Origin of the sequence: Aggregatibacter segnis ATCC 33393 (assembly GCF_000185305.1) — a bacterium.
In the GTDB taxonomy this organism is placed as follows: Bacteria; Pseudomonadota; Gammaproteobacteria; order Enterobacterales; family Pasteurellaceae; genus Aggregatibacter; species Aggregatibacter segnis.
The window spans coordinates 44633-71045 of sequence record NZ_GL622200.1; the positions used below are offsets into that span (position 1 = coordinate 44633).

At 41.8% G+C, this 26413-nt stretch carries 22 protein-coding genes; 12 read left to right on the top strand and 10 right to left on the bottom strand.

The genetic code is table 11. From position 1 onward, the window contains the following. Positions 1-30: 30 nt before the first annotated feature. The 7 genes from pgl (at position 31) to HMPREF9064_RS0109350 (ending at position 6453) form a co-directional block, all read left to right on the top strand. On the top strand, positions 31-729 hold the full coding sequence (gene pgl, locus HMPREF9064_RS09125) for a 6-phosphogluconolactonase (protein ID WP_005715609.1): 699 nt from the start codon (positions 31-33) through the stop codon (positions 727-729). Positions 730-763: 34 nt separating this feature from the next. After that, positions 764-1156, top strand: coding sequence for a GNAT family N-acetyltransferase (locus HMPREF9064_RS09120; protein WP_005715610.1), 393 nt, complete (start codon positions 764-766; stop codon positions 1154-1156). Positions 1157-1182: 26 nt separating this feature from the next. Further along, positions 1183-1599, top strand: coding sequence for a hypothetical protein (locus HMPREF9064_RS09115; RefSeq protein ID WP_032822542.1), 417 nt, complete (start codon positions 1183-1185; stop codon positions 1597-1599). Positions 1600-1631: 32 nt separating this feature from the next. Continuing rightward, positions 1632-1964, top strand: a complete 333-nt coding sequence (locus tag HMPREF9064_RS09110; protein ID WP_005715611.1) for a hypothetical protein — start codon at positions 1632-1634, stop codon at positions 1962-1964. A gap of 98 nt (positions 1965-2062) precedes the next feature. Continuing rightward, the gene (gene gnd, locus HMPREF9064_RS09105) at positions 2063-3517 is read left to right on the top strand and encodes a decarboxylating NADP(+)-dependent phosphogluconate dehydrogenase (protein WP_032997726.1); all 1455 of its coding nucleotides are present in this window, start codon (positions 2063-2065) and stop codon (positions 3515-3517) included. 75 nt (positions 3518-3592) lie between these two features. Continuing rightward, the gene (locus tag HMPREF9064_RS09100; protein ID WP_005715616.1) at positions 3593-3910 is read left to right on the top strand and encodes a DUF4298 domain-containing protein; all 318 of its coding nucleotides are present in this window, start codon (positions 3593-3595) and stop codon (positions 3908-3910) included. Positions 3911-4017: 107 nt separating this feature from the next. Further along, entirely contained in the window at positions 4018-6453 is a 2436-nt protein-coding gene (locus tag HMPREF9064_RS0109350) for a TonB-dependent hemoglobin/transferrin/lactoferrin family receptor (RefSeq protein WP_005715618.1), read from the top strand. An 82-nt stretch (positions 6454-6535) separates the two neighbouring features. Here the strand turns inward: HMPREF9064_RS0109350 and aphA are convergent, their stop codons facing one another. Next, positions 6536-7243 carry an acid phosphatase AphA gene (gene aphA, locus HMPREF9064_RS09095; RefSeq protein WP_005715621.1) on the bottom strand — a complete coding sequence of 236 codons (708 nt, stop codon included), beginning with the start codon at positions 7241-7243 and terminating at the stop codon, positions 6536-6538. Positions 7244-7462: 219 nt separating this feature from the next. Between aphA and hslV the strand changes: the two genes are divergently transcribed. From hslV to HMPREF9064_RS09075, 4 genes are all read left to right on the top strand, one after another. Next, positions 7463-7990 (top strand): ATP-dependent protease subunit HslV, encoded by a 528-nt coding sequence (hslV, locus tag HMPREF9064_RS09090; RefSeq protein WP_005704683.1) that lies wholly within the window; start codon positions 7463-7465, stop codon positions 7988-7990. 20 nt (positions 7991-8010) lie between these two features. Further along, entirely contained in the window at positions 8011-9342 is a 1332-nt protein-coding gene (gene hslU, locus HMPREF9064_RS09085) for an HslU--HslV peptidase ATPase subunit (protein WP_005715625.1), read from the top strand. 137 nt (positions 9343-9479) lie between these two features. Beyond that, entirely contained in the window at positions 9480-10223 is a 744-nt protein-coding gene (locus HMPREF9064_RS09080; protein WP_005715628.1) for a phospholipid-binding lipoprotein MlaA, read from the top strand. A gap of 13 nt (positions 10224-10236) precedes the next feature. Next, entirely contained in the window at positions 10237-10731 is a 495-nt protein-coding gene (locus tag HMPREF9064_RS09075; RefSeq protein ID WP_005715630.1) for a YfbU family protein, read from the top strand. 79 nt (positions 10732-10810) lie between these two features. Here the strand turns inward: HMPREF9064_RS09075 and HMPREF9064_RS09070 are convergent, their stop codons facing one another. Further along, the gene (locus tag HMPREF9064_RS09070) at positions 10811-11494 is read right to left on the bottom strand and encodes a 2,3-diphosphoglycerate-dependent phosphoglycerate mutase (protein ID WP_005715632.1); all 684 of its coding nucleotides are present in this window, start codon (positions 11492-11494) and stop codon (positions 10811-10813) included. A 292-nt stretch (positions 11495-11786) separates the two neighbouring features. Between HMPREF9064_RS09070 and HMPREF9064_RS09065 the strand changes: the two genes are divergently transcribed. Further along, positions 11787-13445, top strand: a complete 1659-nt coding sequence (locus HMPREF9064_RS09065) for a phospho-sugar mutase (RefSeq protein ID WP_032997727.1) — start codon at positions 11787-11789, stop codon at positions 13443-13445. A 76-nt stretch (positions 13446-13521) separates the two neighbouring features. On the opposite strand, the gene HMPREF9064_RS09060 is transcribed toward HMPREF9064_RS09065, so the two are convergent. From HMPREF9064_RS09060 to HMPREF9064_RS09025, 8 genes are all read right to left on the bottom strand, one after another. Beyond that, positions 13522-14376: a DUF808 domain-containing protein gene (locus HMPREF9064_RS09060; RefSeq protein WP_005715636.1), complete on the bottom strand. Its 855-nt coding sequence runs from the start codon at positions 14374-14376 to the stop codon at positions 13522-13524. A 1019-nt stretch (positions 14377-15395) separates the two neighbouring features. After that, a complete protein-coding gene (locus tag HMPREF9064_RS0109360) occupies positions 15396-15746 on the bottom strand; it encodes a hypothetical protein (protein WP_032997729.1) in 351 nt (116 codons plus the stop codon). Between the two features lie 111 nt (positions 15747-15857). Then, positions 15858-16214: a hypothetical protein gene (locus HMPREF9064_RS09050; protein WP_050540568.1), complete on the bottom strand. Its 357-nt coding sequence runs from the start codon at positions 16212-16214 to the stop codon at positions 15858-15860. 162 nt (positions 16215-16376) lie between these two features. Beyond that, a complete protein-coding gene (locus tag HMPREF9064_RS09045; RefSeq protein ID WP_239304010.1) occupies positions 16377-16844 on the bottom strand; it encodes a hypothetical protein in 468 nt (155 codons plus the stop codon). Between the two features lie 63 nt (positions 16845-16907). Further along, a complete protein-coding gene (locus HMPREF9064_RS09040) occupies positions 16908-17195 on the bottom strand; it encodes a hypothetical protein (protein ID WP_032997730.1) in 288 nt (95 codons plus the stop codon). A gap of 168 nt (positions 17196-17363) precedes the next feature. Further along, positions 17364-17711 (bottom strand): hypothetical protein, encoded by a 348-nt coding sequence (locus HMPREF9064_RS09035; RefSeq protein ID WP_032997731.1) that lies wholly within the window; start codon positions 17709-17711, stop codon positions 17364-17366. A gap of 3 nt (positions 17712-17714) precedes the next feature. Further along, positions 17715-24551, bottom strand: a complete 6837-nt coding sequence (locus HMPREF9064_RS09030; RefSeq protein ID WP_032997732.1) for a two-partner secretion domain-containing protein — start codon at positions 24549-24551, stop codon at positions 17715-17717. A 79-nt stretch (positions 24552-24630) separates the two neighbouring features. After that, positions 24631-26403, bottom strand: a complete 1773-nt coding sequence (locus HMPREF9064_RS09025; protein WP_050540569.1) for a ShlB/FhaC/HecB family hemolysin secretion/activation protein — start codon at positions 26401-26403, stop codon at positions 24631-24633. Positions 26404-26413: the final 10 nt, after the last annotated feature.

The window sequence follows — 26413 nt, forward strand, 5'->3', positions numbered from 1 at the left end:
GTGGGCTAAAGCCCACCCTACGGAAAAATAATGAACTATATTACTTTCCCTACTGCTCAACATGCGGTAGAAAAAATTGCCCAAGAATTTGTGATTTATAGCCAAGCAAATCACCCCGTGCACATTTCCTTGTCCGGCGGTTCTACACCGAAATTATTGTTTAAAACCTTGGTGCAAGCCCCTTACGCCGATCAAATTAACTGGAAAAACCTCCATTTCTGGTGGGGCGATGATCGCATGGTGCCGCCATCTGATTCCGAAAGTAATTACGGTGAAGTACAAAAACTCTTGTTCGATCACATCAACATTCTGGCAGAAAACATTCACCGAATTCGTGGCGAAAACGAACCGCACTTTGAGTTAAAACGCTTCAAAGAAGAATTAAGTGCGGTCATTCCTGACGGCGTTTTTGATTGGATTATCCTCGGCATGGGCGCAGACGGGCACACGGCTTCCTTGTTCCCGAATCAAACCGATTTCGCGGATGAAAACCTTGCCGTCATCGCTAAACATCCGGAAAGCGGACAGCTCCGCATTTCCAAAACCGCCAAATTAATTGAACAAGCCAAACGCATTACTTATTTGGTGACAGGCGAAGGTAAAGCGGAAATCCTCAAAGAAATTCAAACCACACCGGCGGAAAATCTGTCTTACCCGGCAGCTAAAATTCAGGCGAAAAATGGTGTGACAGAGTGGTATTTGGATAAAGCGGCGGCAAAATTGCTATAACGGATGGCATATCAGACATCGCGGGTTTCACAATATGATCGAATACAAAACCAACGTTCCCATTTCAGTAGAACAATTTATTGAACTACTCAATAAAACATCGCTAGGCGCACGTCGTCCATTAGAAGATGAAAAACGTGTGGCGGAGATGTTGCACCATGCGAATTTATTGGTGACAGCTTGGGATGGCGAGCGATTGGTGGGTGCCGCCCGTTCGGTGACGGATTTTGCCTATTGCTGTTATTTGTCTGATTTGGCGGTAGACGAACAATATCAAAAACAAGGTATCGGCGTGCAGTTAATTGAACACACCAAGCAGGCGTTACATCCTCAAGCCAAAATTGTGCTGTTATCTGCCCCGCAAGCGGTGGATTACTATCCGCATATTGGATTTACGCAGCATATGAGTGCGTGGACGAAGAGTTAATTTATTAGAATGATATGGAGACAAAAATGAAAAAGCTGTTTGTACTACTTACTTCAACTTTGTTATTTGCTTGTTCATCTGGTCCATCTTTAGATCAGTTAGCGGCACAAATGCCAAAAGATAATCGCTCAGTAATGCTTCAAGTTCCAGAAGCAGGAAACCCAGTTTCAAATGGAATGCTTGTAGCAACGATTAGAACCGCAGGTGGTACTTCAGGAAAACGACTCGTATCTCTTTTAGCTACAGATAATTTACACATCGGAATTGCAGGGAACAGTCAATCTGTGAATAAAGCAGTTGCTATGTATGGACTAAATAATGCAGAAAAGGTCGGCAAGGATGTATCTTTATACCTTGTTGGAGATAGTCAAAGCGATAAAGCAGATCTAGAAAAAGCCGCAAAAGCGAAAAATGTAGAAATGCATTACATTATGCAAAAATAAGATATAGATACATTAGATGCGGAGTGACTTTAATGTTGAATTTAGATAATAAAAAATTTGTTGCTGTTGAAAACACCGCAAATGGTGAAGTGAGTAGCCAAACAGAATTTTATTATCATCAACAAGGTAAAATGATTTGGGCTGAATATGGTGGTGGTGAAATTTTAAAAGGTTTTTTAATTGGGAAATGGATTAACGATACTCAAATTGAATTTACGTATCAACATTTAAATCAATCTCTAGAAAATCGTCTGGGTCGTTGTTGTACAACATTTTCTTTAGAAGAAAGTAAACTCGTCGGTCATGAAAAATGGCAGTGGCTAGACACGTTAGAGCAAGGCAGCTCTTTAATTAGAGAAATTTAAAAGAAGTTTTGCTATAGAATATCTGAAACAAGCTTCTTATACTTTACAATAAATACTAAATGATAGGTGCATCTGTACCTCACAAACAGGAGAAAACAATGTCAGTAAAAGGCGACATCGGTGTTATCGGCTTAGCCGTGATGGGGCAAAACCTCATTTTAAATATGAACGACCACGGGTTTAAAGTGGTCGCGTATAACCGTACCACATCTAAAGTGGATGAATTTTTACAAGGTGCGGCAAAAGGCACGAACATTATCGGTGCTTATTCTTTGGAAGATTTGGCCGCTAAATTAGAAAAACCGCGCAAAGTGATGTTAATGGTGCGTGCGGGTGAGGTGGTGGATCAATTCATCGACGCATTACTACCGCACTTAGAAGAAGGCGACATCATTATTGATGGCGGTAACTCAAATTATCCGGACACTAACCGTCGTGTGGCGGCGTTGCGTGAGAAAGGCATTCGCTTTATCGGCACCGGCGTTTCCGGCGGTGAAGAGGGCGCACGCCACGGGCCATCCATCATGCCGGGCGGTAACGAAGAAGCATGGCCATTCGTGAAGCCGGTATTACAAGCAATTTCCGCCAAAACCGACAAAGGCGAAGCGTGCTGTGATTGGGTGGGCAAAGATGGCGCAGGCCATTTCGTAAAAATGGTGCATAACGGCATCGAATATGGCGATATGCAATTAATTTGCGAAGCCTACCAATTCTTAAAAGAAGGCGTGGGCTTGTCTGACGATGAATTGGAAGCCACTTTCAACGCATGGCGCAACACCGAATTAGACAGCTACTTAATCGACATCACCGCTGATATTCTTGGCTATAAAGATGAAGACGGTAACCGCCTTGTGGATAAAATTTTAGATACGGCAGGGCAAAAAGGCACCGGTAAATGGACGGGGATCAATGCTCTTGATTTCGGCATTCCATTGACGTTAATCACCGAATCCGTGTTCGTCCGTTGCGTATCTGCTTTTAAAGATCAACGCGTTGCCGCAAGCCAATTATTCGGCAAAACCGTAGGCAAAGTGGAAGGCGATAAAAAAGAATGGATTGAAGCGGTGCGCAAAGCCTTGTTGGCGTCAAAAATCATTTCTTACGCGCAAGGCTTTATGTTGATTCGTGAAGCGTCTGAAAACTTCAACTGGAACATCAACTATGGCAACACTGCCTTGTTATGGCGTGAAGGTTGTATTATTCGCAGCCGTTTCTTAGGCAACATTCGCGATGCGTATGAAGCGAACCCGGATTTAATCTTCTTAGGTTCCGACAGCTACTTCAAAGGCATTTTGGAAAACGCCATGGGCGAATGGCGCAAAGTGGTGGCAAAATCCATCGAAGTCGGCATCCCAATGCCATGTATGGCGTCGGCGATTACCTTCTTAGACGGTTACACCTCAGCCCGCTTGCCGGCAAATCTGTTGCAAGCGCAACGTGACTACTTCGGCGCGCACACTTACGAACGCACCGACAAACCACGCGGCGAATTCTTCCACACCAACTGGACGGGGCGCGGCGGCAATACCGCATCCACCACGTATGATGTGTAATTTGTAAAACACGCTGTAAATGGACCGCACTTTAAATGAAAGTGCGGTCATTTTTTTGAATGTTTTGGAGGTCGTATGTTATCGAAAGCCCGTTTAGAGCAAATCACGAAAATGGAAGACATTTTGAATGAAACCAATGATTTTTTAGCGGAAGCCGAAGCATTTTTGGAAAAATGGCAGGCGTTTCTCCCGAAAATGGAAACGTTGGAACGCTATTATTTTGACGGTGACTGGCGTGAGGATTATGCTGCTTATGAACAAGGCGAAATTCCACCTGACTTGCCTTGCGGTGTATTGGGCGAAGATCCGGTGTTTAACGCGAGCGTTATGCAGCGCGAATTGGCGGTACAATGGCTGAAATTAATTAGTCGGATTTTAGACAATAATAAATAAGTCGTACCAGATCATAAAAATGCAAATTATTCTCAAGTAGATCTATTTTTCTCCTCATTTCTTCTTTATAATCCCCCGCAATTTTTTACTCACTGGGAAAGTTAAGTATGAAAAAAAATAAAATGCGGGTCACAGTCTACGGTTTATTACCGGTCACGCTAGGTTTGTCAGCAGCAAATGTGGCGCTGGCGGAAGAAAATTTAGAAACTATTACTGTTTCTACGGAATTGGATAATTCTACAAAAGCAAATCATTCCGAAAAGAAAACCGCTGCGGTGATTCAACAAGAGCTTATTCAAAATAATCGGGATTTAACTCGCTATAGTCCTGATGTTGGAATTGTAGATCAAGGTCGTCATCAAAAAGGTTTTACTATTCGCGGTGTAGAGGACAACCGTGTTGGTATCAGTATTGACGGTGTTGCCTTGCCAGATTCGGAAGAAAACTCCCTTTATAAACGTTATGGTAACTTGAACACTTCGCGCCAAAGTATCGATCCTGAGCTTGCACGTACCATTGAGATTGCTAAAGGTGGTGATTCCTTCAATCAAGGGAGCGGCAATATTGGCGGTGGTGTAAATTATCGCACTCTTGAACCGTTTGATATTGTGAGAAACGGACGTAAATTTGGTGCGTTATATCGCACAGGTTATGCCTCTCGTAATACTGAATGGGTAAATACTGTTGGCGTGGCATATGCCGGAGAACAAGCGGAAGCACTTTTGCTTTATTCCAATCGCCATGGACATGAAATGAAAAGCGCAGGCGGTTACACCATCCCAGAAGATTCACGCATGACCCGTTATCGCGGTTATGGAAAACAGACTCCTGATGATTCAACGCATCACAATAATAGCTACTTAGCTAAGTTTGCCTATCGCTTAAATGATAATCACCGAGTAGGGGCTTCTTACAGCGGTTCACGCAATAAAAATTATATTATTGAAGATTCAGCGGTAACGTTGTATTCCAGATGGCGAGAGGCGGACGACCGTGCTAAACGAGATACCATCAACGTTTTTTATGAATATTTACCGGACTCAAAAATCATTGCATTAGTGAAAACTGATGTAGATTATCAAAAAGCACAAACAGCTGCTTATAACTATGAAGGTTATAGAGCACAAGCTGCGACAAGCTATAGCCCAGCTAAACCTGAGGAGCCGAGCGATAATAATCTTCGTTTCTTCAATACTAAATTTAAACGCATTAATTTTCGTGTAGATAGTCAACCAATTGATTTAGGCACAAGTAGTCATACTTTTTCACTTAAAACGGCGGTTTCTGAACGAAAATTTGATATTTTGCATCAAGACTCTGTTTATGTAGATAACAATTATGATGGCGTGAAAGAGTGGGTGAATTCAAAAGATTCAACAATGATGTACCCGATTAAGACACGTCATTACAATATTTCTCTGCATGATGATATTCAGCTAACACCAGAATGGAAGGCGCATTTGGGTCTTCGTTATGATTGGGCTAAATATGCGCAACAAAGTTTGAATGCCTTAGAGTGTAGATTCTGCCGCAAAGCTGCGGATGCTAAATTTCATGACATTAGTTGGACGGCAGGTATTGAAAAAATGCTCAATGATGATTGGAAATTAGGTTATAGCATTGGTACAGGTTTCCGTATGCCAAATGCGTCCGAAATGTATTTTGATTATCGTGACAATGCTGCGGGTGCGTGGATGTCAAATCCTAATCTCAAAGCAGAAAAAAGTTTGACCCAAAATCTTAATTTATTAGGAAAAGGACGTTTGGGTGAATTATCTTTGACGTTACATCATTCCAGTTATAAAGACTTCCTCGATGAGCAAGAAACATGGGAATACTATAATTACTACGGAAGTATGTGGCGTTGGCGCCCGGTTCAACAAATGCAAAACATTGACTCTGCAAAAATTTATGGCGTGGAATTTACCGGCAAACTTAACTTAAATGAAGTTACACCAATGCCAAATGGTTGGAAATTATTTGGTTCTTTAGGCTATAGCAAAGGAAGTATGTCTAATGGGGCAAGTTTAATGTCGCTTCAACCAATTAAGGCAATTATTGGCTTAGATTATGAACAGCCTGAAGGTAAGTGGGGAATTTTCTCGCGTTTGACTTATCTTGGAGCGAAAAAAGCAAAAGATGCCAAATACATGAAAAACTTACCGGAACGTTGCTTGAAAGAAGAGCGTGTGCGTAATCCTTATTATGATTACGGTATCGGTGAAGAGTTTGAAATTAAATGTTCAGAATATTCTCACGAAACTGGGTTGGATACGTGGAAACACTTAAATGCTAAAGCGTTTGTATTTGATATGTTTGGTTTCTATAAACCTGCGGAGAATATCACTTTACGTGCAGGTGTTTATAATATCTTCAATAGAAAATATTACACATGGGACACTTTACGTGGACTAAATAATATTGGTGGTGTAGTAAACTCTGTAGGTTTACGCCCTAATGCAACCTATGGTGGTTATCCTGGCCTAGAGCGTTATTATCAACCGGGCAGAAACTTCGCCGCCTCCGTCGAAATTCGCTTCTAACTCAAGCTGAAATTCATTATAAAAACAGACCGCACTTTGAGCATTTCAAAGTGCGGTCAATTTTTTATATGTTTTTTAAAAATTAATAGCTTGAGTTAATTAACACTTCTTCACCATATCCGCCAAGGGTTGGCATTGGTTGGTAAGTGGAGTTAGCAGCGCGCATGAGGCGGATGCCACGAACGCCGGCTTCTTTGGCGGCAAGAATATCGTCGTCACTGTCACCGTAGTGAATAGTAACTTTGTGTTCGATAATGCCAGGGGTTTTGTTGTATTTGGTGGTAAGCTCACGTCCGCCCATGAATTCAACCGGGTGCATGTCTTTAATATTGAAGGCTTTTTGTAATACTGGGGTAACGCCATCTTTATCGCCGGCAGTGCGTCCGGTGATGAAATAAATTTGGTCGCCACGGGCTTGGTGCATATTAATTAAATCTATGGCAATTTGTTTTGGAATGGAATATTGGTCACAACCGGCATTCACTTCATTCCAGAAATCTTGGTTTTTTAAGTAATCATGTTTGCCCGGAGAATATTTTTGTTGTCCGTGATAAAAACAAGGACTACTGAATAGCACGGTATCGTCAATATCAAAACTTACATTGATCGGTGCTTTACCTTCCAATTCTTTTTTCAGTTGCTCAACGGAAATCCAGTGGATTGGTTGTTCCACGAGCATTTCACGGGCATTGGTACCTTGATTGGTGTAAGGTTCGGTTTTGGCCGCCATGGCGGGAATTGCTGCCGCGGTTAAAAGGGCGACAAGAGAAAGTTTAACAAGATTTTTCATTGTGACTCCTGATGAGATTGTGAATATATCGGCGGCAATCCTACCTTTTTTGTTCTATTAAGCAATTTCAAGCAATCGTTTGCTATACAAAATTCTGACCGTGATCACATTTTTATTATGTGATTGGTGAATAAATGACCAATATTATTTTTCCCCTTGAATTCCCCCTAAATTACCTCAATATAACCTCCACATTTTCCATTTTTAAAGGATAGCATTATGACTACGATTGTAAGTGTACGTCGCAACGGCAAAGTGGTTGTCGGCGGTGACGGACAGGTTTCCCTTGGCAATACGGTGATGAAAGGTAACGCGCGCAAAGTGCGTCGTTTGTATAACGGCAAAGTGTTGGCAGGTTTTGCGGGCGGCACGGCAGATGCCTTTACATTGTTTGAGCTTTTTGAGCGTAAATTAGAAATGCACCAAGGGCATTTATTGAAAAGTGCGGTGGAATTGGCAAAAGATTGGCGCACCGATCGTGCGTTGCGTAAATTGGAAGCGATGTTAATCGTCGCGGATGAAAAAGAAAGCCTGATCATTACCGGTATCGGCGATGTAGTACAACCGGAAGAAGATCAGATTCTTGCTATCGGCTCTGGTGGCAACTATGCCTTATCTGCCGCCCGTGCGTTGGTGGAAAACACTGAGTTGTCGGCGCGTGAAATTGTAGAAAAATCTCTCAAAATTGCCGGTGAAATTTGCGTGTTCACCAACACCAATTTCACTATTGAAGAATTGCCGAATTAAAAATTTATAAGGAATAAACCATGTCTGAAATGACACCTCGTGAAATAGTTTCTGAATTAGATCAACATATTATCGGTCAAAGCGACGCCAAGCGCGCAGTAGCAATTGCCCTAAGAAACCGTTGGCGCAGAATGCAGCTGCAAGAGCCAATGCGCCATGAAGTGACCCCGAAAAATATTCTTATGATTGGGCCGACTGGCGTGGGGAAAACCGAAATTGCCCGCCGTTTGGCAAAATTAGCCAATGCGCCGTTCATTAAAGTAGAAGCCACTAAATTTACCGAAGTAGGTTATGTGGGCAAAGAAGTGGATTCCATTATTCGCGATTTAACCGACAGCGCCATGAAATTGGTGCGCCAACAGGAAATCGTCAAAAATCGTGCTAAAGCAGAAGAAGCGGCAGAAGAGCGAATTTTAGATGCCTTATTGCCTGCAGCGAAGAACCAATGGGGCGAAGTGGAAAACCGTGATAGTCAAAGCAACACCCGTCAGATTTTCCGTAAGAAACTACGCGAAGGTCAGTTAGACGATAAAGAAGTGGAAATCGATGTCGCAGGTGTATCTATGGGCGTGGAAATTATGGCACCTCCGGGCATGGAAGACATGACGAGTCAATTACAATCCATGTTCGAGAATCTTTCCGGTAGCCAAACTAAAAAACGTAAAATGAAAATTAAGGATGCGTTAAAAACCTTAATTGACGATGAAGCGGCGAAACTGGTGAACCCGGAAGAGTTGAAACAAAAAGCCATTGATGCGGTGGAGCAAAACGGCATCGTGTTTATCGATGAAATCGACAAAATTTGTAAGAAAGGCGAATACAGCGGTGCGGATGTTTCCCGCGAAGGTGTGCAACGTGATTTATTGCCGTTAGTGGAAGGTTCAACCGTCAACACCAAACACGGTATGGTGAAAACCGATCACATTTTGTTTATCGCTTCCGGTGCGTTCCAAGTGGCACGCCCGTCAGATTTAATCCCGGAATTACAAGGCCGTTTGCCGATTCGTGTGGAACTTTCTGCACTCACTGCCGAGGATTTCGAGCGTATTCTGACTGAGCCGAATGCCTCTTTAACCGAGCAATACAAAGCCTTAATGGCAACGGAAGGGGTGAATATTGAATTTACTCAAGACGCCATTAAGAAAATCGCCGAAGCGGCATTTCGTGTCAACGAAAAGACCGAAAATATCGGTGCGCGCCGTTTACATACGGTAATGGAGCGCTTAATGGATAAAATTTCTTTCAACGCCAGCGACATGGATGGTCAAACCGTGAACATTGATGCCGCATATGTCACTGAAGCCTTGGGTGAGGTGATCGAGAACGAAGATTTAAGCCGTTTCATTCTGTAATTTTTTCTTGGTTATGAAGGCACGATAAACATCGTGCCTTTTGTTTTCTTAAGTGCGGTGGGTTTTTAGAAAGTTTTTGTAGTTGCAAGGTAAGTTGTTTACAATGAGCCCATCTTTTCATCAGCTTGAGTGTCATTATGCAAATAAAAAAATACCTTGCCGCATTATTATTAGGCTCCGTATTATTAACCGGATGTTCTTCTTCTATCGATCCGCAAACCGGCGAACGTAAAGACGTCTTAGAAGGGTTTAACCGCACAATGTGGGATTTCAACTATCACGTTGCTGACCCTTATGTGTTGAAACCGTTAGCTAAGGGCTGGAAAAACTATGTGCCAAGTCCGGTGCGTACCGGTGTCATTAATGTGGCGGATAACCTTGATGAACCGGCAAGTTTTGCCAACCGTTTGATTCAAGGTGATTTTAAGCAGGCACTCATTCATTTTAACCGTTTCTGGATTAACACGATTTTCGGATTGGGTGGTTTAATTGATGTGGCAAGTTATAGCGATCCGTTGAAAAAACAAGGCGATAACCGTTTTGGTGATACGTTAGGGCGCTATGGTGTTGGAACCGGTCCTTATGTGATGTTGCCGTTATATGGTGCCGCAACACCGCGCCAAGACATTGGTAATCTGGCGGATACGACTTATCCAATGCTTTCCTTGCTTGGTCCTTGGGGCTTCTTAAAAGCCGGTTTGCAAGGCATTGATACGCGTGCGAAATTGATGGATAAAGAAGCGCTATTGGATCAGGCACAAGATCCGTACCTCACTTTCCGTGAAGCTTATTTCCAACATTTGGAACAACGCATCAACGGCGATAAAGAGAAAAAAGCGGATCCGGTTTTATCAAACGATATTCTCAACCAAATTGATTAATAGGAGAGCGGTTATGGAAATGTCATCTACCCAACGTTTAATTTTAGTTAACCAATATAAATTAATGGCGTTATTAGACCCGACCAATGCAGCAAAATACCAACGTTTAGAAGCCATTGTAAAAGGTGGGTTCAGCTTGGAATTGCATGAATTGGACAATGAGTTTTCAGTGATTTCGGAAGAAGAATGCCGCACGGTATTGGATACGTTGGAAATGTACAAAGCGTTGCAAATTTCCTATAACAATTTGAGTGATAAATCCGAATTGAGCGAACACCGATTACAGTTCGTTGGTTACTGCGCTGTGCGTGAGAAAAAATACCTTAACTATCTTCGTTTCATCACAAGCGTAGAAGGAAAATATCAGGAATTTATGCGTTGTGAACACGGTTGCGATTCCCAAACGCCAATGAGAGACAAATATTCTCGCATGATCGATGCGTGGAAAGCATGCCCGCATGAATATCATTTAAGCATGGCGGAAATCAAGAATATCTTGAACGCTTAATTTTTAAAAACACCGCAAAAATAAACCGCACTTTAGTGACTAAAGTGCGGTTGTTTTTTATGGTGAATGTTATTTGGTATTACAAATAAGATTTTTCAATCACTTTCAAGTTGTCATCTAATTTATACACCAACGGCTGACCGGTTGGGATTTCTAAATCCATGATATCCGCATCGGAAATGCCTTCAATGTGTTTTGCAAGTGCGCGTAGAGAGTTACCGTGCGCAACCACTAAAACACGTTTACCGCTTAATAATGCCGGCGCGATTTGGTCTTCCCAGAATGGAAGTACACGCTCTAAGGTCACTTTTAAGTTTTCGCCATCCGGAATAACGTCAGCCGGCAAATGTGCGTAACGACGGTCATTGTGGGCAGAATTCGGGTCTTTCGGATCTAATAATGGTGGTAATGTGTCGTAAGAACGGCGCCAAATGTGAACTTGCTCATCACCGTATTTTTCGGCAGTGGCTTTTTTGTCTAAGCCTTGTAGTTCACCGTAGTGACGTTCGTTTAAACGCCAGTTTTTCACTTGTGGAATCCATAATTGGTGAGATTCTTCCAACACGATATTACAGGTTTTGATCGCACGAGTGAGGACGGAGGTGAAAGCAATGTCGAATTCAAAACCGGCATTCAATAATTTTTGACCTGCAGTTTTGGCTTCTTCCACGCCGCGCTCGGTCAAATTGACATCGCGCCAACCGGTAAATAAGTTTTTTGCATTCCATTCACTGAAGCCGTGACGAATAAAAACTAATTCCATAATAAGTCTCCTAGATTAATTAAAAAAACTGCTTCAGTTATAGCAAAAAAACGCTTTTTTATAAAGGAAAAACTCGTTTATTTTCCACCGCACTTTTGCGTCAAAATGGCATCTTTCGCAAGGTTTTTTTCGCACGTCTTTTTCATAAAAAAAGAGGCAACCGATTGCCTTCGGTGAATCTGTGAAATAGATCAAAATACAGGGAATTAATCGGAAATAAACGTTCCCATCACAGCGCTTTTTAGATAGGCTAGAGGGAGTTTTTCAATTATTCATGTTACAAGGAGTCACTATGTCAGCACTTTTTGAGATGGCACAAAATTGGTTAAACCAAGATCCGGACGCTGAAACGCACGCAGAATTAACCGCACTTTTAAGCGCGGCAAAAGGTGGCGATGCAAAAGCGGAAGCTGAACTTGCTGCCCGTTTTGACGGACGTTTACAATTCGGTACCGCCGGTTTACGCGGTCGTCTGCAAGCCGGTTCTATGGGGATGAATCGCGTGTTGGTGGCGCAAGCTGCCGGCGGATTGGCTGAGTATTTAAAAGGGTATGACAAACAGCCTTCCATCGTGATTGGCTATGACGGCCGTAAAAACTCCGATATATTTGCGCGCGATACAGCTGAAATCATGGCTGGCGCCGGCATTAAAGCCTATTTATTACCACGCAAATTACCAACACCGGTGTTGGCTTACGCCATTCAATATTTTGATACTACCGCAGGCGTCATGGTGACAGCCAGCCACAATCCACCGGAAGATAACGGCTATAAAGTTTATTTAGGCAAAGCTAACGGTGGTGGACAAATCGTTTCTCCGGCAGACAAAGACATTGCGGCGTTAATTGATAAAGTCGCGGCAGGCAGTGTGAAAGATTTACCGCGCAGCCAAGATTACGTCGTGTTAGATGACACTGTGGTGGATGCTTATATTGCGAAAACGGCTGCGCTTGCGAAAGAACCACAAACCGACATTAACTACGTTTATACCGCCATGCACGGCGTGGGTTATGAAGTGTTGAGCAAAACGTTGACAAAAGCGGGCTTACCACAACCGCACATCGTTGCTGAACAAGTCTGGCCGGATGGTACTTTCCCAACCGTGAACTTCCCTAACCCGGAAGAAAAAGGCGCGTTAGATTTAGCGATTCAAGTCGCAAAAGCACACAATGCCGAATTTATTATTGCGAATGACCCGGATGCTGACCGTTTAGCGGTGGCAGTGCCGGATGCTGAAGGCAACTGGAAACCATTGCACGGCAACGTGGTGGGTTGCTTTTTAGGTTGGTATTTGGCGAAACAATATCAAGCACAAGGTAAAAAAGGAGTATTGGCTTGTTCCCTCGTGTCCTCGCCTGCCTTGGCAGAGATTGCGAAACGTTATGGTTTTGAATCCCAAGAAACCCTTACCGGCTTCAAATATATCGGCAAAGTTCAAGGCTTGTTATTCGGTTTTGAAGAAGCATTGGGTTACTTGGTGGATCCGGACAAAGTACGTGATAAAGACGGTATTTCAGCCGCTATCGTGTTCTTGGATTTAGTGCGTAGCTTGAAAAAACAAGGCAAAACCTTGGCAGATTATGCAGAGGAATTCACCAAAGAATTTGGCGCTTATGTGAGCGGACAAATTTCTATTCGTGTGAGTGATTTGTCAGAAATCGGCAAATTAATGACCGCACTTCGCAATAACCCGCCAAGCCAAATCGGTGGTTTCAATGTGGCACAATTTATCGACCACACCAAAACCGACCGTCAAAGCGACATTTTGGTCTTTGTTTTGGAAAACGGCAGCCGTCTTATTGCGCGTCCGTCCGGTACTGAACCGAAAATCAAGTTCTATCTTGATGCGCGTGGTACCGATCCGAAAAATGCCGATCACGTGTTGGAGGAATTCGATGCGGCAGTTCGCGCGATTTTACGTCAAGAAGCGTATGGTAAGCAGGATTGCTAATCAGCCCGACTAACGAGAAATAAAAAACGGTATTCTTATCTAAGAATACCGTTTTCTTTTGGAAAGTGCGGTGGATTTATGCCGCTTTTTTCTCAAAGAATTTCATTAATGGCAATATCACCAAACAACAAATTGCACCTACAGCCAAACCGGTAACCAGTGTGGCGATTTGTCCTAAAACGCCTTCAGCGAGGTGAAGATTTCCTAAAAAGTGGTGAATGGCTTCAACGTTATGCACGAAAATCCCGCCACCGACCAAGAACATCGCCAGGGTGCCAATGAAGCTTAAGGAACGCATGAATTTGGGCATTAAAAATAAAACGCCTTTACCGACATGGCTTGTGATGCCGCCTTTTTGCATTAAAAATAAACCGAAATCATCGGCTTTGACGATAAGCGCCACAATGCCGTAAACGAAAACAGTGATGCCAATTCCAATGAGTGAAAGGGCGATGATTTGCACGGAAATCGGTGATTCGGTAAGTTCACCTAAGGCAATAATAATGATTTCGGCAGAAAGAATGAAATCTGTGCGTACGGCACCACGAATTTTGGCTTTTTCATTGAAAGCATTTTTTTCGTGATGGTGTTCATGAGCAAAAAATTTATGCAGGATTTTTTCCACGCCCTCAAAGCATAAATAGGCTCCGCCGAGCATCAATAAAGGCACGATGAGCGCCGGCAAAAAGGCGGCTAACAACAGTGCGATAGGGATTAAAATCACCTTATTTACCAAGGAACCTTTTGCAACCGCCCACACAATCGGTAATTCCCGTTCTGCAGTGGCACCAGTCACTTGATTGGCGTTCAACGCCAAATCATCCCCCACCACACCGACCGTTTTCTTGGCGGCCACTTTGGTCATCACAGACACGTCATCCAATAACGATGCAATATCATCCAATAAAGTAAACAATGAGCTAAACGCCATTTTCTTTCCTTGTGTTAAAACGAAACAAATAAGCGCATATTGTGGAGAGGAGGACGAGGGGAAGTCAACGGGAATTTACGAAAGTGCGGTCAAAATCTCTCGTGTTTTTGACCGCACTTTTGGTGGATGAGGTATTTACTTTTATATTAGTTTCTATATTTTTTATATTGTTCACATACTTCTTTGTTTATTGAAGAATCTAATGATAAACACCAATATATTGGTGCCGTAAACCTGTATCCTAAATCATAATAGCAACTTGGATTAACATAAACTTTGCTAGATTTCTCATTCACTTTTTTGGAGCAATACATTATGTCTTCATAACTAAGTTTTTTTCCATCTTTTTTCCAATAATAATTTGAATGGGGGGCTCCATTATCTATGTAGCACCCAGAGATAACAAAAAATAATAACAATATTAAATTTCTCATTTTTTATTTCCTTTATCATTTAATTTTATTGTGTTAAATGAAGGCCCAATATTTCCCACGATGGCGTGCGTTTCCCAACGTGTGCCCAAAGCATCAATTTCGTTTTATTCAGTTTTTCATCTATTTTCATTAACAACTTTATTCAGTTTGTCTATTTTAGTTAGATTTAAGCACGTATCAGGAGACGCGCGCTATCTGGGTATTTTTTACTTTCTACTTTGCTATTGTTCTTTGTTTTCATTTTCACAATAATACATGACATGTACATTTCCTTTATATTTCATACATATTTCCCTTCCATTAGCCTCTTTGTACATTTGATTAAGATTATGCCAAGCCTCATCTGAAGAATATGAAAGGCAAGATTGAATAAAAATAGTCATAAAGAATATAACTAAAATTTTCATTATTTCCATCCCCATAGCTAACGCAAGGTGCGTGAACCAAAAATTAACGCACGCTAGCTTGCTGATGAATTAATTTTCTTTCTCTAAAAAAAAGCGCGGTCATTTTTCAGATTGTTTTTAAAATTTAAAAACTCCCAAATTTTTGACCGCACTCTGTTTAAATAATAAATTCAATGCGTTACAAGTTACATTTTCCCTTATCCCACTTAGGATCTTGATAGCCACATTCAGCTGGCCAGTATCGGTAATATCCCTTTCTTTCCATACAAGATTGAAATTCTTTGTATTTACCAATTTTATTGATATAGTAAAGTTCTTGATCTCCATATTTACTACCGCAGCTAACAGCATCTTTCCAACGCTGTTGCTGATCAGTTTTACCTATACTATAAGGCTTTTGATAATGTGCTATAGCTGGCCATAATTTGCCTTTATCAACACAATTAACCATTTGTGGAGTATAAAAACATCCGTTTGAATACCAACATCCGTTTAATATAAAACAAAGAAGAAATAAGGTGTATCTCATTTTATTTACCTCCTATTTTCATCAAAAGTTCAAACATATCTGATGACATTACATCGGACAAAGCAAATAGTGCGGATACTGGAATTACAATAGCAATTATTACTTAGTAGGCTATTCATTACATATCCCCTTGTTTAAGCCTTTAGGTTCTTTTACACCACATTCTGAGCTGTCAAATATATGATATCCTTTACTTTCCATACAAATACGAAATTCATTTCGGAAATTTTGGGGTTTAATAACACTCCATAAATTACTATCTCCATATTTAGCTCCACACAATTCAACATCTCTCCAGCGCTGATTTATATCAGTACGTCCGATACTATCTGTTTTTTGATAATAAGCGATAGAAGAAAATGGCACTTTATCCATATAGCAATTAACCATTTGCGCTGTATACAGACACCCATTATGCCAATAGCAACCATGAAGGAATAATAGAGATATCATAAAAAACTTTTTCATTTTTATTTCCCCCTCCCCCACGCTGGCGCGCGTTTCCTAACGCGCGCTTAAAACATCAATTTCATTTAATTCAGATTTTCACATTTTTATTAACAACTTCAGTTTGTTTATTTTTAGATAGATACAAGCACACGTCAGGAGACGCGCGCTATCTAAGAGCTACTATTTAAAAAATAAAATTTGTATAAGACAAACAATAATCCCTATAAAAATACCTATTTTTATAGAAGGATTTCTAAAAAAATAAAACCATTTTTCCTTTGTTGTATTTTTAAATAAATATTCATCATCAGAATGGATATATGTATCTTCTAAAGAGTTATATGTCTCACCCTCATCCCCACGAACTCTAGTGCCATCATTTAATTTTTCAGCAATAGAAATTAGCTTTTTTATACAATTATCATCCGTGGTATTAATGTAATATTCACCCTCAATACCTTCAGTATAAAAAATAGTAAAAGAAGGATCATTTTTATCATAATAGAATTCCAAAACTCCATTTTCATTTAACTCTTCCTTTATATTGAATTCTCTAAATAAAAACTCTCTAAACTTTTCTTTATTCATGATTAGTTTAGAAGAAATATCTTTTTTATCCGTATTAACTAAAGAAACATGATAAGCCATCATTTATCCTCTTTTTTACTGTTATTACCCCCACGATGGCGCAAGCGTCTTCGCTTGTGCCTATCAACTAAAAGTGCGGTCACAAAATCCAAAGGATTTTGAACATTGGTTCTCCCAACGTTTATGGGTAAAATTCGCAATGTTTTTATTAAACAGCACCAGCGTGGACGCTGGCGCTATCTGGTGAATTTTTTCAAAACATTTATTTTTTAATTCTGCTGATGCTTTAACTTTACTTTCTCTGTGTTCCCAGTATGCCATTTTATCTATGGTATAACTTTCCCTATAAGTAAACATTGTCCAACATCCTGATAAAAAACAAGAAATAATAACAATACTTAAAAATTTCATCTTTCTTTTCCCTACGCTGGCGCGGGTTTCCTAACGCGCTCCCAAAACATCCATTTTATTTAATCGGGTCTTCACTCTTTTTATTAATAACTTCAGTTTGTTTATTTTTTTGTTAGATATATACAAGCACGCGTTGGGAGACGTGCGCTATCTAGGGGTAGAGCATTTTCATTTCCTATATTTATTATAAGCATCACAAACATCCTTTAATCTAGAGCAATAAGTGCTAAACATTTTCACTTTAAAAACAAATCCATTCTCATATAAACACTGTCCTTTTATCTGGCGTATTTTACCTATATGATTAATATATTCCGTATCAATCCTATCAGAAAAACTATTCCTTCCTATAATACTAAATGAAGCATATTTTGAGCATTTTTCAAGCATCTCTACGGGAGCATCTTCCCCTGTTGTTTTATCTATCCATTTAGCATCATCATCTGGTATAGAGTACAGAGGAACAAACATACATGACGATATAAATAAACAAAATAAAATAGTCATATATTTCATAAATTACTCCTTATCAAAAGAATTGAATTTTCTATTAAAATCTAAAGGATAAATGTTTTTTATAATTTCCTCTGTTTTTATCCATTTATCGTCTTTATCCCTAAGTTTATAAATATATTTCAAGTTATTTATATTCTGATTAGCCTCTGAATGCGCTTGACCAAATGACAAACCCTCCACCTGTTTAGCATTCGGATTATTCCCAATAAATAGCCCACCTAATCCAGAGTAGACCACATCTCCTTTCACTCCGTGATATTCGGTATTGACGCTTCCAAACAATTGTTTCGCTTGTTTATCTACTCCCTCTGATGGATAGGAGCCTCCTAAATGCAAGAAATTCACTTTTGTATTGTCATACCGATTTCCTACATATTCCGACCAATTCAGCATATTTTTATTCCCTGAAACGCCTAGACTATGCGCCACATTATTCGCACTTATCGCCTCTTTTCCTTGGGCGATTCTATGTGCATTATATTCATTTAGTTTTTTAGTAATTTGAGCATGATCTCTTGTGGCATTTGAGGCACCAAATACACTTGGCAAATTTGCCCACGCCCTAAAACGCTCAAATCCTGTGAAGATAAACTCATTGAGATAGTTAGTACTACCTCGATTTAAAATAACAGCCGTTTCATCAATCGACGATAAGTCTTTATCATATAAAATCGCACTCGATACTTTATCTTCTCTCTTTAAATTTAACATCCCCGCTGTTGCAACTTTACTGAGTAATTGTGCTTGTTCATCTGTAAGGAGGTCATTGCTATAAATAATACGTTTTAATGCTTGTGAATTATCGGTTTCAAAATCTAAACAGTTTATATGATTACAATTTTCTGTTTTCTTTTGAATGGAAAATACGGAATCTTCATTTTTTTCCATTTGATAATAGATTTCATCACCCACACTATTAACATTTTCCATAAATTTTGTCGCCACGCTTAAATTACGTTCTAAGTCGGACTTGATCGATTCAATATCCGCTTTAGCTAATTTTTGATGACGATTTTCCTGATTTAAGGCTTTAATCGTTTCATTAATAGATTTTCCAGTTAATTGCTCTTGCGCTTCCTTGTCTCTAATTATGAGATTTTTGGTGTTAATTGAACTTGTTGTAACGCCATGTTCATTATCTTTGTCACTTACTTGTCCGAAAAGTCCGCTAATGAGCCCTTTTGCTACGCCCCAGTTCCCTTGAGAGCCAATGCCGGCGATTCCTCCGGTTTCCACTTTTCCGCTTCCATCAGCGTTATTTTTGCCGATTTTTTGCAATTCGACACCACCGATTTCTTTTGGCGCATTTCCACCACCTATGGTAACACTTCCTCCAACACCAAATCCTTTCGCATTGTGGTTAGAGTAATTTTCGATATCTGAATGTGTAATTGTTCCTGTACTAAAACGATTTTTCCCTTCGTTTTCTGCTGTCTGAGTTGAGGTAACGAGAGCACCTTTTAAATTAGAATGTTTCTCCACATTCACATCATAGCCATCATCACCTGCATAGATGCCCGCCTGTTCATTCACACTCGCATGATCAGCATTGATTTTCGATTTACTGAAACTACCGCCTGCGGCAAAACCATAGCCTACCGTCACACTACCACTTACATTCGTTTGTTTGCCATCATAGCTAGATTTATCTTGCAAACTTTTGATATTCAAGTTTTCGGCATTGACTTCAACGCGTTTACCTTTTACTTGGCTCCCAATAAGGTTTGTATCACCACCGCTTTGTATTGTGGTTTGGCTGTTGGCGTCACCCACGTGGCTTGCCACATAAGAGGTTTCATCGCTATTACCATAGCCTTTACCTCGGTTTCCTCCCACGGTAATCCCGGCGGCAACGCCATTCCCAAACTTCACAGCCACTCCCACGTTAAAGCCGCTTGATTTATTGGTGCTGCGTTCTTTGTGTGTTTGTTCGGCAGCCGTGATGTTGATGTCATTGTCAGCCCCCAAGAAGGTCCCTTGTTTACCGGAGACATCCGAACCATTAATGGTGATGTTGGATGCTTTGCCTGCCCCTGTGGCAACAATATTCACTTTGCCGCCTGCATTCACTTGTGCTGTAGCCGCCGTTTTGCCTTCGGTATGCGTTTTCGATTCGCTTTTTTGTTGGCCGTAAGTGATTTGAATTCCCACCATAGAATCCATTCCTTCGCTACCATTCATGACGTTGCTTAAGGCATTTTGTGCTTGACCGACAGCTTGTCCTGCACGATAAGCGTCAAATCCGGTATTAACCGCAGACATCGCATTAATTCGATTATTCTTACTGTTGCCTGTTTGTTGCGCGCTTTTGATAGTGCTTTGTACAGCTTGTAATGCAGATAAAATAGGGGAGGTAATCGCAATCGTTAACCCTTTTTGTTCGAAGGTTTGTTTCATATTGCTTTCGTATTTATCATCCGCTGCTTTAATGGTAGCTTGTTGGGCAAGAATATCAACATTGCCTTTGGCGCTACTGACCGCACTTGCGGTTTGAGTGTAGCGGTTTTCAGCAATGAATCGGGTGTCGTGATTGAGGCTACCGACTTGGCTACCGGAGGCGTAAAGTCTGGTTTGGTCGGTTTCCAGAGTTTGTTTTTGGCTACCAAAGGTGACACCAATGCCACCGCCAAGCATGCCTGATTTTTTCTTGCTGTAAAAATCTTCTGAATATACGCGGTTCTCTGCTTCTCTAATATCAATATTTTTTCCTTGTGCGGTGAATCCATTTTCTGCCACAAGGTTGCTTCCTTGCACTTTAATATTGCCATTATTGGATTGAAGGTGAATTTTATCAGCATCGATCATGGAAGCTTCAGCAAGGTCATAATCATGACGGTGTTTGGCGGTGATCGTTTTTTTGCTAACCAAACCGCGATCGGTTGTTTTTATTGCACTATTTAAGTGTTCTTTCACCCGTCCTTCGTGAATATCGATATTGCCTTGTGCTGCAATGGTCGTTTCAGCGTCAGAATGTAGTTGATTTCCTGTGACGGTGATGTTTTGACCGGCAATATACTGTGCATTTCCTTTGACTTGAATTTGATTACCGATTTGGTTTTCTTGATCCAATAAATAATAGTTATCCGCATTCATACGGTAATGTTCTTTGTTAATACGACTCACCGTACCGAGCTCTAAATCGCCCTTTGCATAAAATGCAGCATCACCGGCAATATTGGCACGGATTCCTTTTACCACAATATTTTCATCGGCATGAACCTGAAGTTTGCCGTTCTTGTCGGTGAGATTAAGTTCAGCCGCTTTGCTAATGTCTTTTTTATAAAAGTCACCGGTATCTTTTGTTTCGGATAACTTGCTTTCAAAGCGAAGGTTTTTCGCATGGGCAGCCAGATTATCTTTTGCTTCAAAGGTTCCCCCTAGATTTAAAAGCTCATTCTCTGCACTAAGAGAAAGGTGATTTGCCTGTAATCGTCCTTCGTTGTTTTTGATATTTTGGGCAGTTATGGAGAGAGAGCTATTGCCTAAAATCGTGCCTGAATTGTCGACCTGATTCATACCGCGAATAATGACCTGATGGGCAGAAATCAGGCTTCCTTCTCCATTAATTTTGCTGTTTCTACGAGAAAGGTAAACTTTCGGCGCGAGAACATTGATTTTCTCACCGTTAGGTAATTGTGTTTCGCGTTTTTCAAACCAAACTAAATCACTTGTTAGTTCCTTCATTTGCGCTGCCGTGAGCGCCACGCCCGGGGTTAAATTCCACTTCTTGGCATAATACAGGCCGTTATCCATTAAAGCTTTATATTGTTCATAATCAGATGTATAGCCCTCTAAAAAGCGGCGTCCTGTGAGTTGATTGATTTGTTCGTTAATGAGACGTTGCTCATAGAATCCATCCCCTAGGCGTTTAAGCATATTTTGTGGATCAGCACGCAGTGCATGGAACATATAATCGCTACTTAGCCATTGTCGTTTATCGGCGAAACGCGGATCGGTTTCAACAATATAGTGGCTATCGGCATGAGGATTAATTTTATACAAACTTTGATTTGGTAAACGTAGCGTGTTTTCAACGGGGCTTATTACGTTTGCCGGCGTGTGTGCTGCAACGGAGGTATTGTCACTTTCTTTTCTGACCGCTTCCGGATCGCCAATGTGGTTTTTAACCACATTAAAGTTAAAGTGTTCTGTCGGATGGGCGACTTCATAATGCTTATGGTCTGTGTCTTTATGCCCATGGGATTTCTTTAGTCCACGACTACGATAGTGAACCCATTTAAAAACTGAGCCTTTATCAAGACGATCAATGTTGCCGATCACATCTTCATTAATTAAGGTGGCACTGCCCTCTGAAAGGGTTTGATGGGACAGATTTTGTGTGATCGATTGTTCACCGAGAATCAAGCTCTTGCCGACCAGCAGTTTGCTGTATTGGTTTTTGAGATGATCACCGATTAAAGTAAGATGACCGCCAATCAGTATTTTTCCCGGTGTTTGAACATCAATTTTGGATGTTTTGGTTGTTCTGTTATAGCGCCAGCCAATCCAGTCATTTTGATATTGCGTTGGGCGACCATCATAAAATTGAAACCACGCTTCTGAGCGTTTTTTATTCCAAGCAAAAATACCGTCTTTATCTACCGTAAAACGCTGACTGTCAGTTGTTTTTGCAACTTGGTGAAAATATTCGCGAGATTCGTTGATGCCTAATTTGAGGTGTAAATCCGTATTGAGTAATGTAGTGGTATTGATTTTTCCATCGCCCATTGCTTCAATGATGCCACTGCCGTTAATGATCTCTTTGGCACGCCCGACCGCTTCGCCGTTTTCCGATAATGTTCCTCCGATGTGTAAATCACCCAGGCTAAAAATGAAACTTTGATCAAGGTTTTTCAGCGTATTGATGCCAAAATCAAGGCGTTTTCGTGCAGCGATAGTGGCTGATGAACCCCCTTCCTTGGCATTCGTTAAATGAGTGGCGGCAAAAGAAAGTTGATCGCCATAAATACGTCCTGTGCCGATATTATTTAGGCTTTCCCCTTCAATTCGTGTAGTTTCGCCATCGATGAGTCCTCGGTTAGTGAAAAGTGCGGTGGAAATTTGCGTTGTTTTTGAGGAAATCTCTGCTGCTTGGGTGTTTTCTATTTCGGTGGCGTGAATATTGACGCGATGGCCAATGTTTAATTTGCTTTTATTGGTGAATTTCCCCTCAGTAGTGAAACGTAAATCACCGTTGACCTGAAAGGCGTTATTAAGCTCAATACCGTCTGTTAAGGCAATGTCTGCATTACCTGTAGTACTGATGTTTCCTTCATTTTGTAATGTTTTGGCGGTTAACGTTACGTGTTTTCCGGCATGTATTTTCCCTTCCGCGTTATTCATATTCGCGTGGGATTTATCGCCATAAATGTCTAATTGCTCGGCGGAGAGAATATCGCCTTGTCGATTATCTAATGTGCTTGTGACATTCAATGTTCCGCGTTGGGTTGCATAAATACCGCCAGACTGGTTGTTAATCTGTTGTGCGGTTAGGGTAACTTGAGCCGCTTGTATCCCTTGGGTCGGATTTGTCGTGTTCTTTGTGCCTCGATTATCCAAGGTATTAGCCTGAACAAGGATGTTATTTGTAGCGACAATGAGTGAGCCTTCCTCGGAGACCTTACGATTATCGACATGAGCCGCATCGATTTGAATTTGTTTACCAGCTAAGGTGCCTTGGCGGTTATCTAGGTTTTTTGACTTCAGATGTTGCTTTTCTTTTGTGTGAATAGTGCCGCGATTTTCAATGTTTTCACTTGATTGAAGCTGGATATTCCCTTGTGCACCGATAAACCCTTGGTTCACAACATGACCTTTGGCATCAATGACGACTTCGCCGGCAGACGCCCCAATGTGCCCGGCATGGTTGACGCCAAGTCCTTGCTCAGTGCCGATTAAGTGAATTTTTTCTGCATACATCCCACCGAGATGGGTCACATCTAATGCAAAGTGCGGTGGATTTTCTGACTGTTTTTCTTTCTCGGTAGTATGAATGATTTGCATGCTATCGTTGTTTTTCGTGACCCGATTTTTACCTGTGGTGACATTGACTTCCCGTTTGCTCCAAATACCAGCATTGATTTCCGCACTGCGGCTAATGATGTCCGTGTAGTCTGTTTGGCTGTTGTCGAGACCTTTTCCCTCTACGGTGACTTTGCCTTTCTCAACCTTGAAACTGTCTAGCGAACCATGATGAATTTCCGGCTTTCCGGTGGTAAAGGTGGCACGTTCCGCATTCATGATGCCACAGCCCTGACAATGAATGCCGTTTGGGTTGGCAATAATGACATCCGCTTTTCTCCCGGCGACCTCAACATACCCTTTCAGTTGGCTAGGATGATTGGAATTGACTTCATTCAGAATCACCTTGGCTTCACCACCGGCGAGATAAGGGTTACCTTGAATCCAACCGCCCTGTTGGGTCTGCGTATTTTTCCGACTGTTATTTAAGATAGCTCCTTGCGTATCGATGTCAAAATGGCTGTAACGGTTATGGGATAGTCCTTGAGCATTCGGTGTTTGAATGTTGACTTGAGGTAACCCGTTAGCGGTTTGTAAAACAACCGGGTGTTGATTTGCCGCTGCCGTCGAATCGGCTTGAATCATCAATGTCTCGGCGTACGCTGATGGTGAGACAAGAGAAACGAATCCAAGAGCACAAAAGACGGCGAACGTCAGGGATTGCAGTGAAGGATAAAATGAAAAACACGCCGAAGATTGACCGCACTTGAGATAGTCTCTTTCTGTGTTCCCTGCGGTCGTCATTTTCGCTAATTCGGAGGTGACGATAAAACGTTGTAAGGTTTTGCTAAAAAGGACGCGATAGCGATGTTTGTTCATAATATATCCTTGTGGTTTATTCGATTAATTTTATGGGGGGGCAATGCATTGGGTTGTCATGTTTCCGTGATCGCACAGACTAAAACGCGAGGTTTAAATTGAAGCCCAATACCTTGCTTTTATGTTGAAATCCTTGGGGTACATGGAGTGCTTTGCCGGCGAAAACGTCGTAACTCAATGCCTTCCAGCCGCCACGCAGACCGATACCGGAACCAACCATTGAGCGCCCCAGTAATTCATCGGTTGATCTACCTCGCACAACGCCTTTATCCAGGGTGAGATAAAGTTGTTGACCGCTTTGGGCGATATGCCATGCCAATTCATTACGCCATACCCAACCGCGTTCGCCGGAGAGAGTTAATTCGCCGTCGGTTCCACGTACCGTATAACGTCCGCCAATACTGAACCGATCTTGCATGACCAACGGGGTTCGATTCCATTGCGCACGCCAGAGCGAGTTGAAATGGAAAGATTGTGTTGCCCATTGGAAAGGATGGGTGAGTTCTATTTCTGTGGTGAGGATTTTCATGCGTGATGACCCTTCATTAAAGCGTTCTTCCGGATGACGTTTAGCATGATAGGCGCCGGTTCCGCGCTTAAAGTTTGCGTTAAATGCCAAGGTGGAATGGTTCCAATTAAAACGATGGGTTAATCCCACTTCCCAGCCGGCGGTTCGCTTACGCTGAATGTCGATTTCTGCCTTATTGATGGCGTTGGAAGATTGTCTTCCCCAAAGGGAAAATGCGAGCTGGGTTTTGTGTTGCATGTGACGAAATAGCACACGGGAAAGACTGATTTTGCGCGTTTCACTGCGGCCGGAATAGCGCACTTTCGCCCCATAGGCTGCGGCAACTTGTTGGTGATATTGATTCACGTTATGGGAGGCGCTTAATTGCCAATAACGAAATGGAACAGAATAAGAAAAGTGCACGTTTTGACTGCGTCTAGGGCCCTTTTCATCTGAACCTAACCAACTTGGGCGTTTCATGGTGTGCGTAAATCCGGCGTAAAATAAGTCGTTCGCCGTGAACAGATTATCTAAAGAAAGAGTGGCTGAACCCTGTAATCGACCGGTTGCCGTCGAACCGGCATCATCCAAGCCGAGCGCTAGTCGAAACGGAAAACGTTGTGCGTATTGCACCCATAAATCACTTTCACCGGGGAGCGCATCATTTTCTTGGACGGGAAGAAGTTCCAGCTTGGCATCTGCCGTCGGCAGGCGTTTAAGATTTTCTAAGGATTGTTCTATGTCGCGCAGATTTAAAATGTCACCTTGTTGTGGCACGAGTGCCGTCCAGGCAGTGAGTGGTGTTAATTTTTTGACCGCACTTTGGTCTTCAAATAAAACATGGCGTAGTCTGCCGGGAATCACGGTGAGTACCAATTTTCCATCGTTGAGGTCTTGTTCGGTGATGACGACACGTGTAGTGATATAGCCTTTTTCAATGATGTTGTTTTGCATTTGTCTCATGAGGCTGTTGAGCCCTTGTGTGCCGAAACAATGAGGCAAGGTTAGTGCTAGGCCGTCTTTGGCTTGGTGATAAGCCCATTGAAATTGGCTTGGAAGATGCGCCTTATCGGAAGAGGGCGTGTTGATATAATCGTTTATTTCAATTTGCGTAATGGGAAAGCAGGGCTGTTCCGCCTGTGGCAAGGTCCATTTTTCCGCTGTCGGTTTAGCAAGATGAATGGTGTTGTCGGTACGGCGCTGTATTTCACGTTCTTTTTCCGCTTGTTGTTGGCGTTGTTGCTGTTGCGCATCTAGATTGGCGCTGAAATGATGATCGGCATAGCTTGCTTGGGCGCAGATAAAGCCAATAAAAAGAAAGCGTGATTGATAAATAATGCGCATTGTATGATTC

Coding starts and splice junctions, on each gene's coding strand:
- pgl (WP_005715609.1), top strand. CDS start 31: ATGAACTATATTACTTTCCCTACTGCTCAACATGCGGTAGAAAAAATT.
- HMPREF9064_RS09120 (WP_005715610.1), top strand. CDS start 764: ATGATCGAATACAAAACCAACGTTCCCATTTCAGTAGAACAATTTATT.
- HMPREF9064_RS09115 (WP_032822542.1), top strand. CDS start 1,183: ATGAAAAAGCTGTTTGTACTACTTACTTCAACTTTGTTATTTGCTTGT.
- HMPREF9064_RS09110 (WP_005715611.1), top strand. CDS start 1,632: ATGTTGAATTTAGATAATAAAAAATTTGTTGCTGTTGAAAACACCGCA.
- gnd (WP_032997726.1), top strand. CDS start 2,063: ATGTCAGTAAAAGGCGACATCGGTGTTATCGGCTTAGCCGTGATGGGG.
- HMPREF9064_RS09100 (WP_005715616.1), top strand. CDS start 3,593: ATGTTATCGAAAGCCCGTTTAGAGCAAATCACGAAAATGGAAGACATT.
- HMPREF9064_RS0109350 (WP_005715618.1), top strand. CDS start 4,018: ATGAAAAAAAATAAAATGCGGGTCACAGTCTACGGTTTATTACCGGTC.
- aphA (WP_005715621.1), bottom strand. CDS start 7,243: ATGAAAAATCTTGTTAAACTTTCTCTTGTCGCCCTTTTAACCGCGGCA.
- hslV (WP_005704683.1), top strand. CDS start 7,463: ATGACTACGATTGTAAGTGTACGTCGCAACGGCAAAGTGGTTGTCGGC.
- hslU (WP_005715625.1), top strand. CDS start 8,011: ATGTCTGAAATGACACCTCGTGAAATAGTTTCTGAATTAGATCAACAT.
- HMPREF9064_RS09080 (WP_005715628.1), top strand. CDS start 9,480: ATGCAAATAAAAAAATACCTTGCCGCATTATTATTAGGCTCCGTATTA.
- HMPREF9064_RS09075 (WP_005715630.1), top strand. CDS start 10,237: ATGGAAATGTCATCTACCCAACGTTTAATTTTAGTTAACCAATATAAA.
- HMPREF9064_RS09070 (WP_005715632.1), bottom strand. CDS start 11,494: ATGGAATTAGTTTTTATTCGTCACGGCTTCAGTGAATGGAATGCAAAA.
- HMPREF9064_RS09065 (WP_032997727.1), top strand. CDS start 11,787: ATGTCAGCACTTTTTGAGATGGCACAAAATTGGTTAAACCAAGATCCG.
- HMPREF9064_RS09060 (WP_005715636.1), bottom strand. CDS start 14,376: ATGGCGTTTAGCTCATTGTTTACTTTATTGGATGATATTGCATCGTTA.
- HMPREF9064_RS0109360 (WP_032997729.1), bottom strand. CDS start 15,746: ATGAGATACACCTTATTTCTTCTTTGTTTTATATTAAACGGATGTTGG.
- HMPREF9064_RS09050 (WP_050540568.1), bottom strand. CDS start 16,214: ATGAAAAAGTTTTTTATGATATCTCTATTATTCCTTCATGGTTGCTAT.
- HMPREF9064_RS09045 (WP_239304010.1), bottom strand. CDS start 16,844: ATGGCTTATCATGTTTCTTTAGTTAATACGGATAAAAAAGATATTTCT.
- HMPREF9064_RS09040 (WP_032997730.1), bottom strand. CDS start 17,195: ATGAAATTTTTAAGTATTGTTATTATTTCTTGTTTTTTATCAGGATGT.
- HMPREF9064_RS09035 (WP_032997731.1), bottom strand. CDS start 17,711: ATGAAATATATGACTATTTTATTTTGTTTATTTATATCGTCATGTATG.
- HMPREF9064_RS09030 (WP_032997732.1), bottom strand. CDS start 24,551: ATGAACAAACATCGCTATCGCGTCCTTTTTAGCAAAACCTTACAACGT.
- HMPREF9064_RS09025 (WP_050540569.1), bottom strand. CDS start 26,403: ATGCGCATTATTTATCAATCACGCTTTCTTTTTATTGGCTTTATCTGC.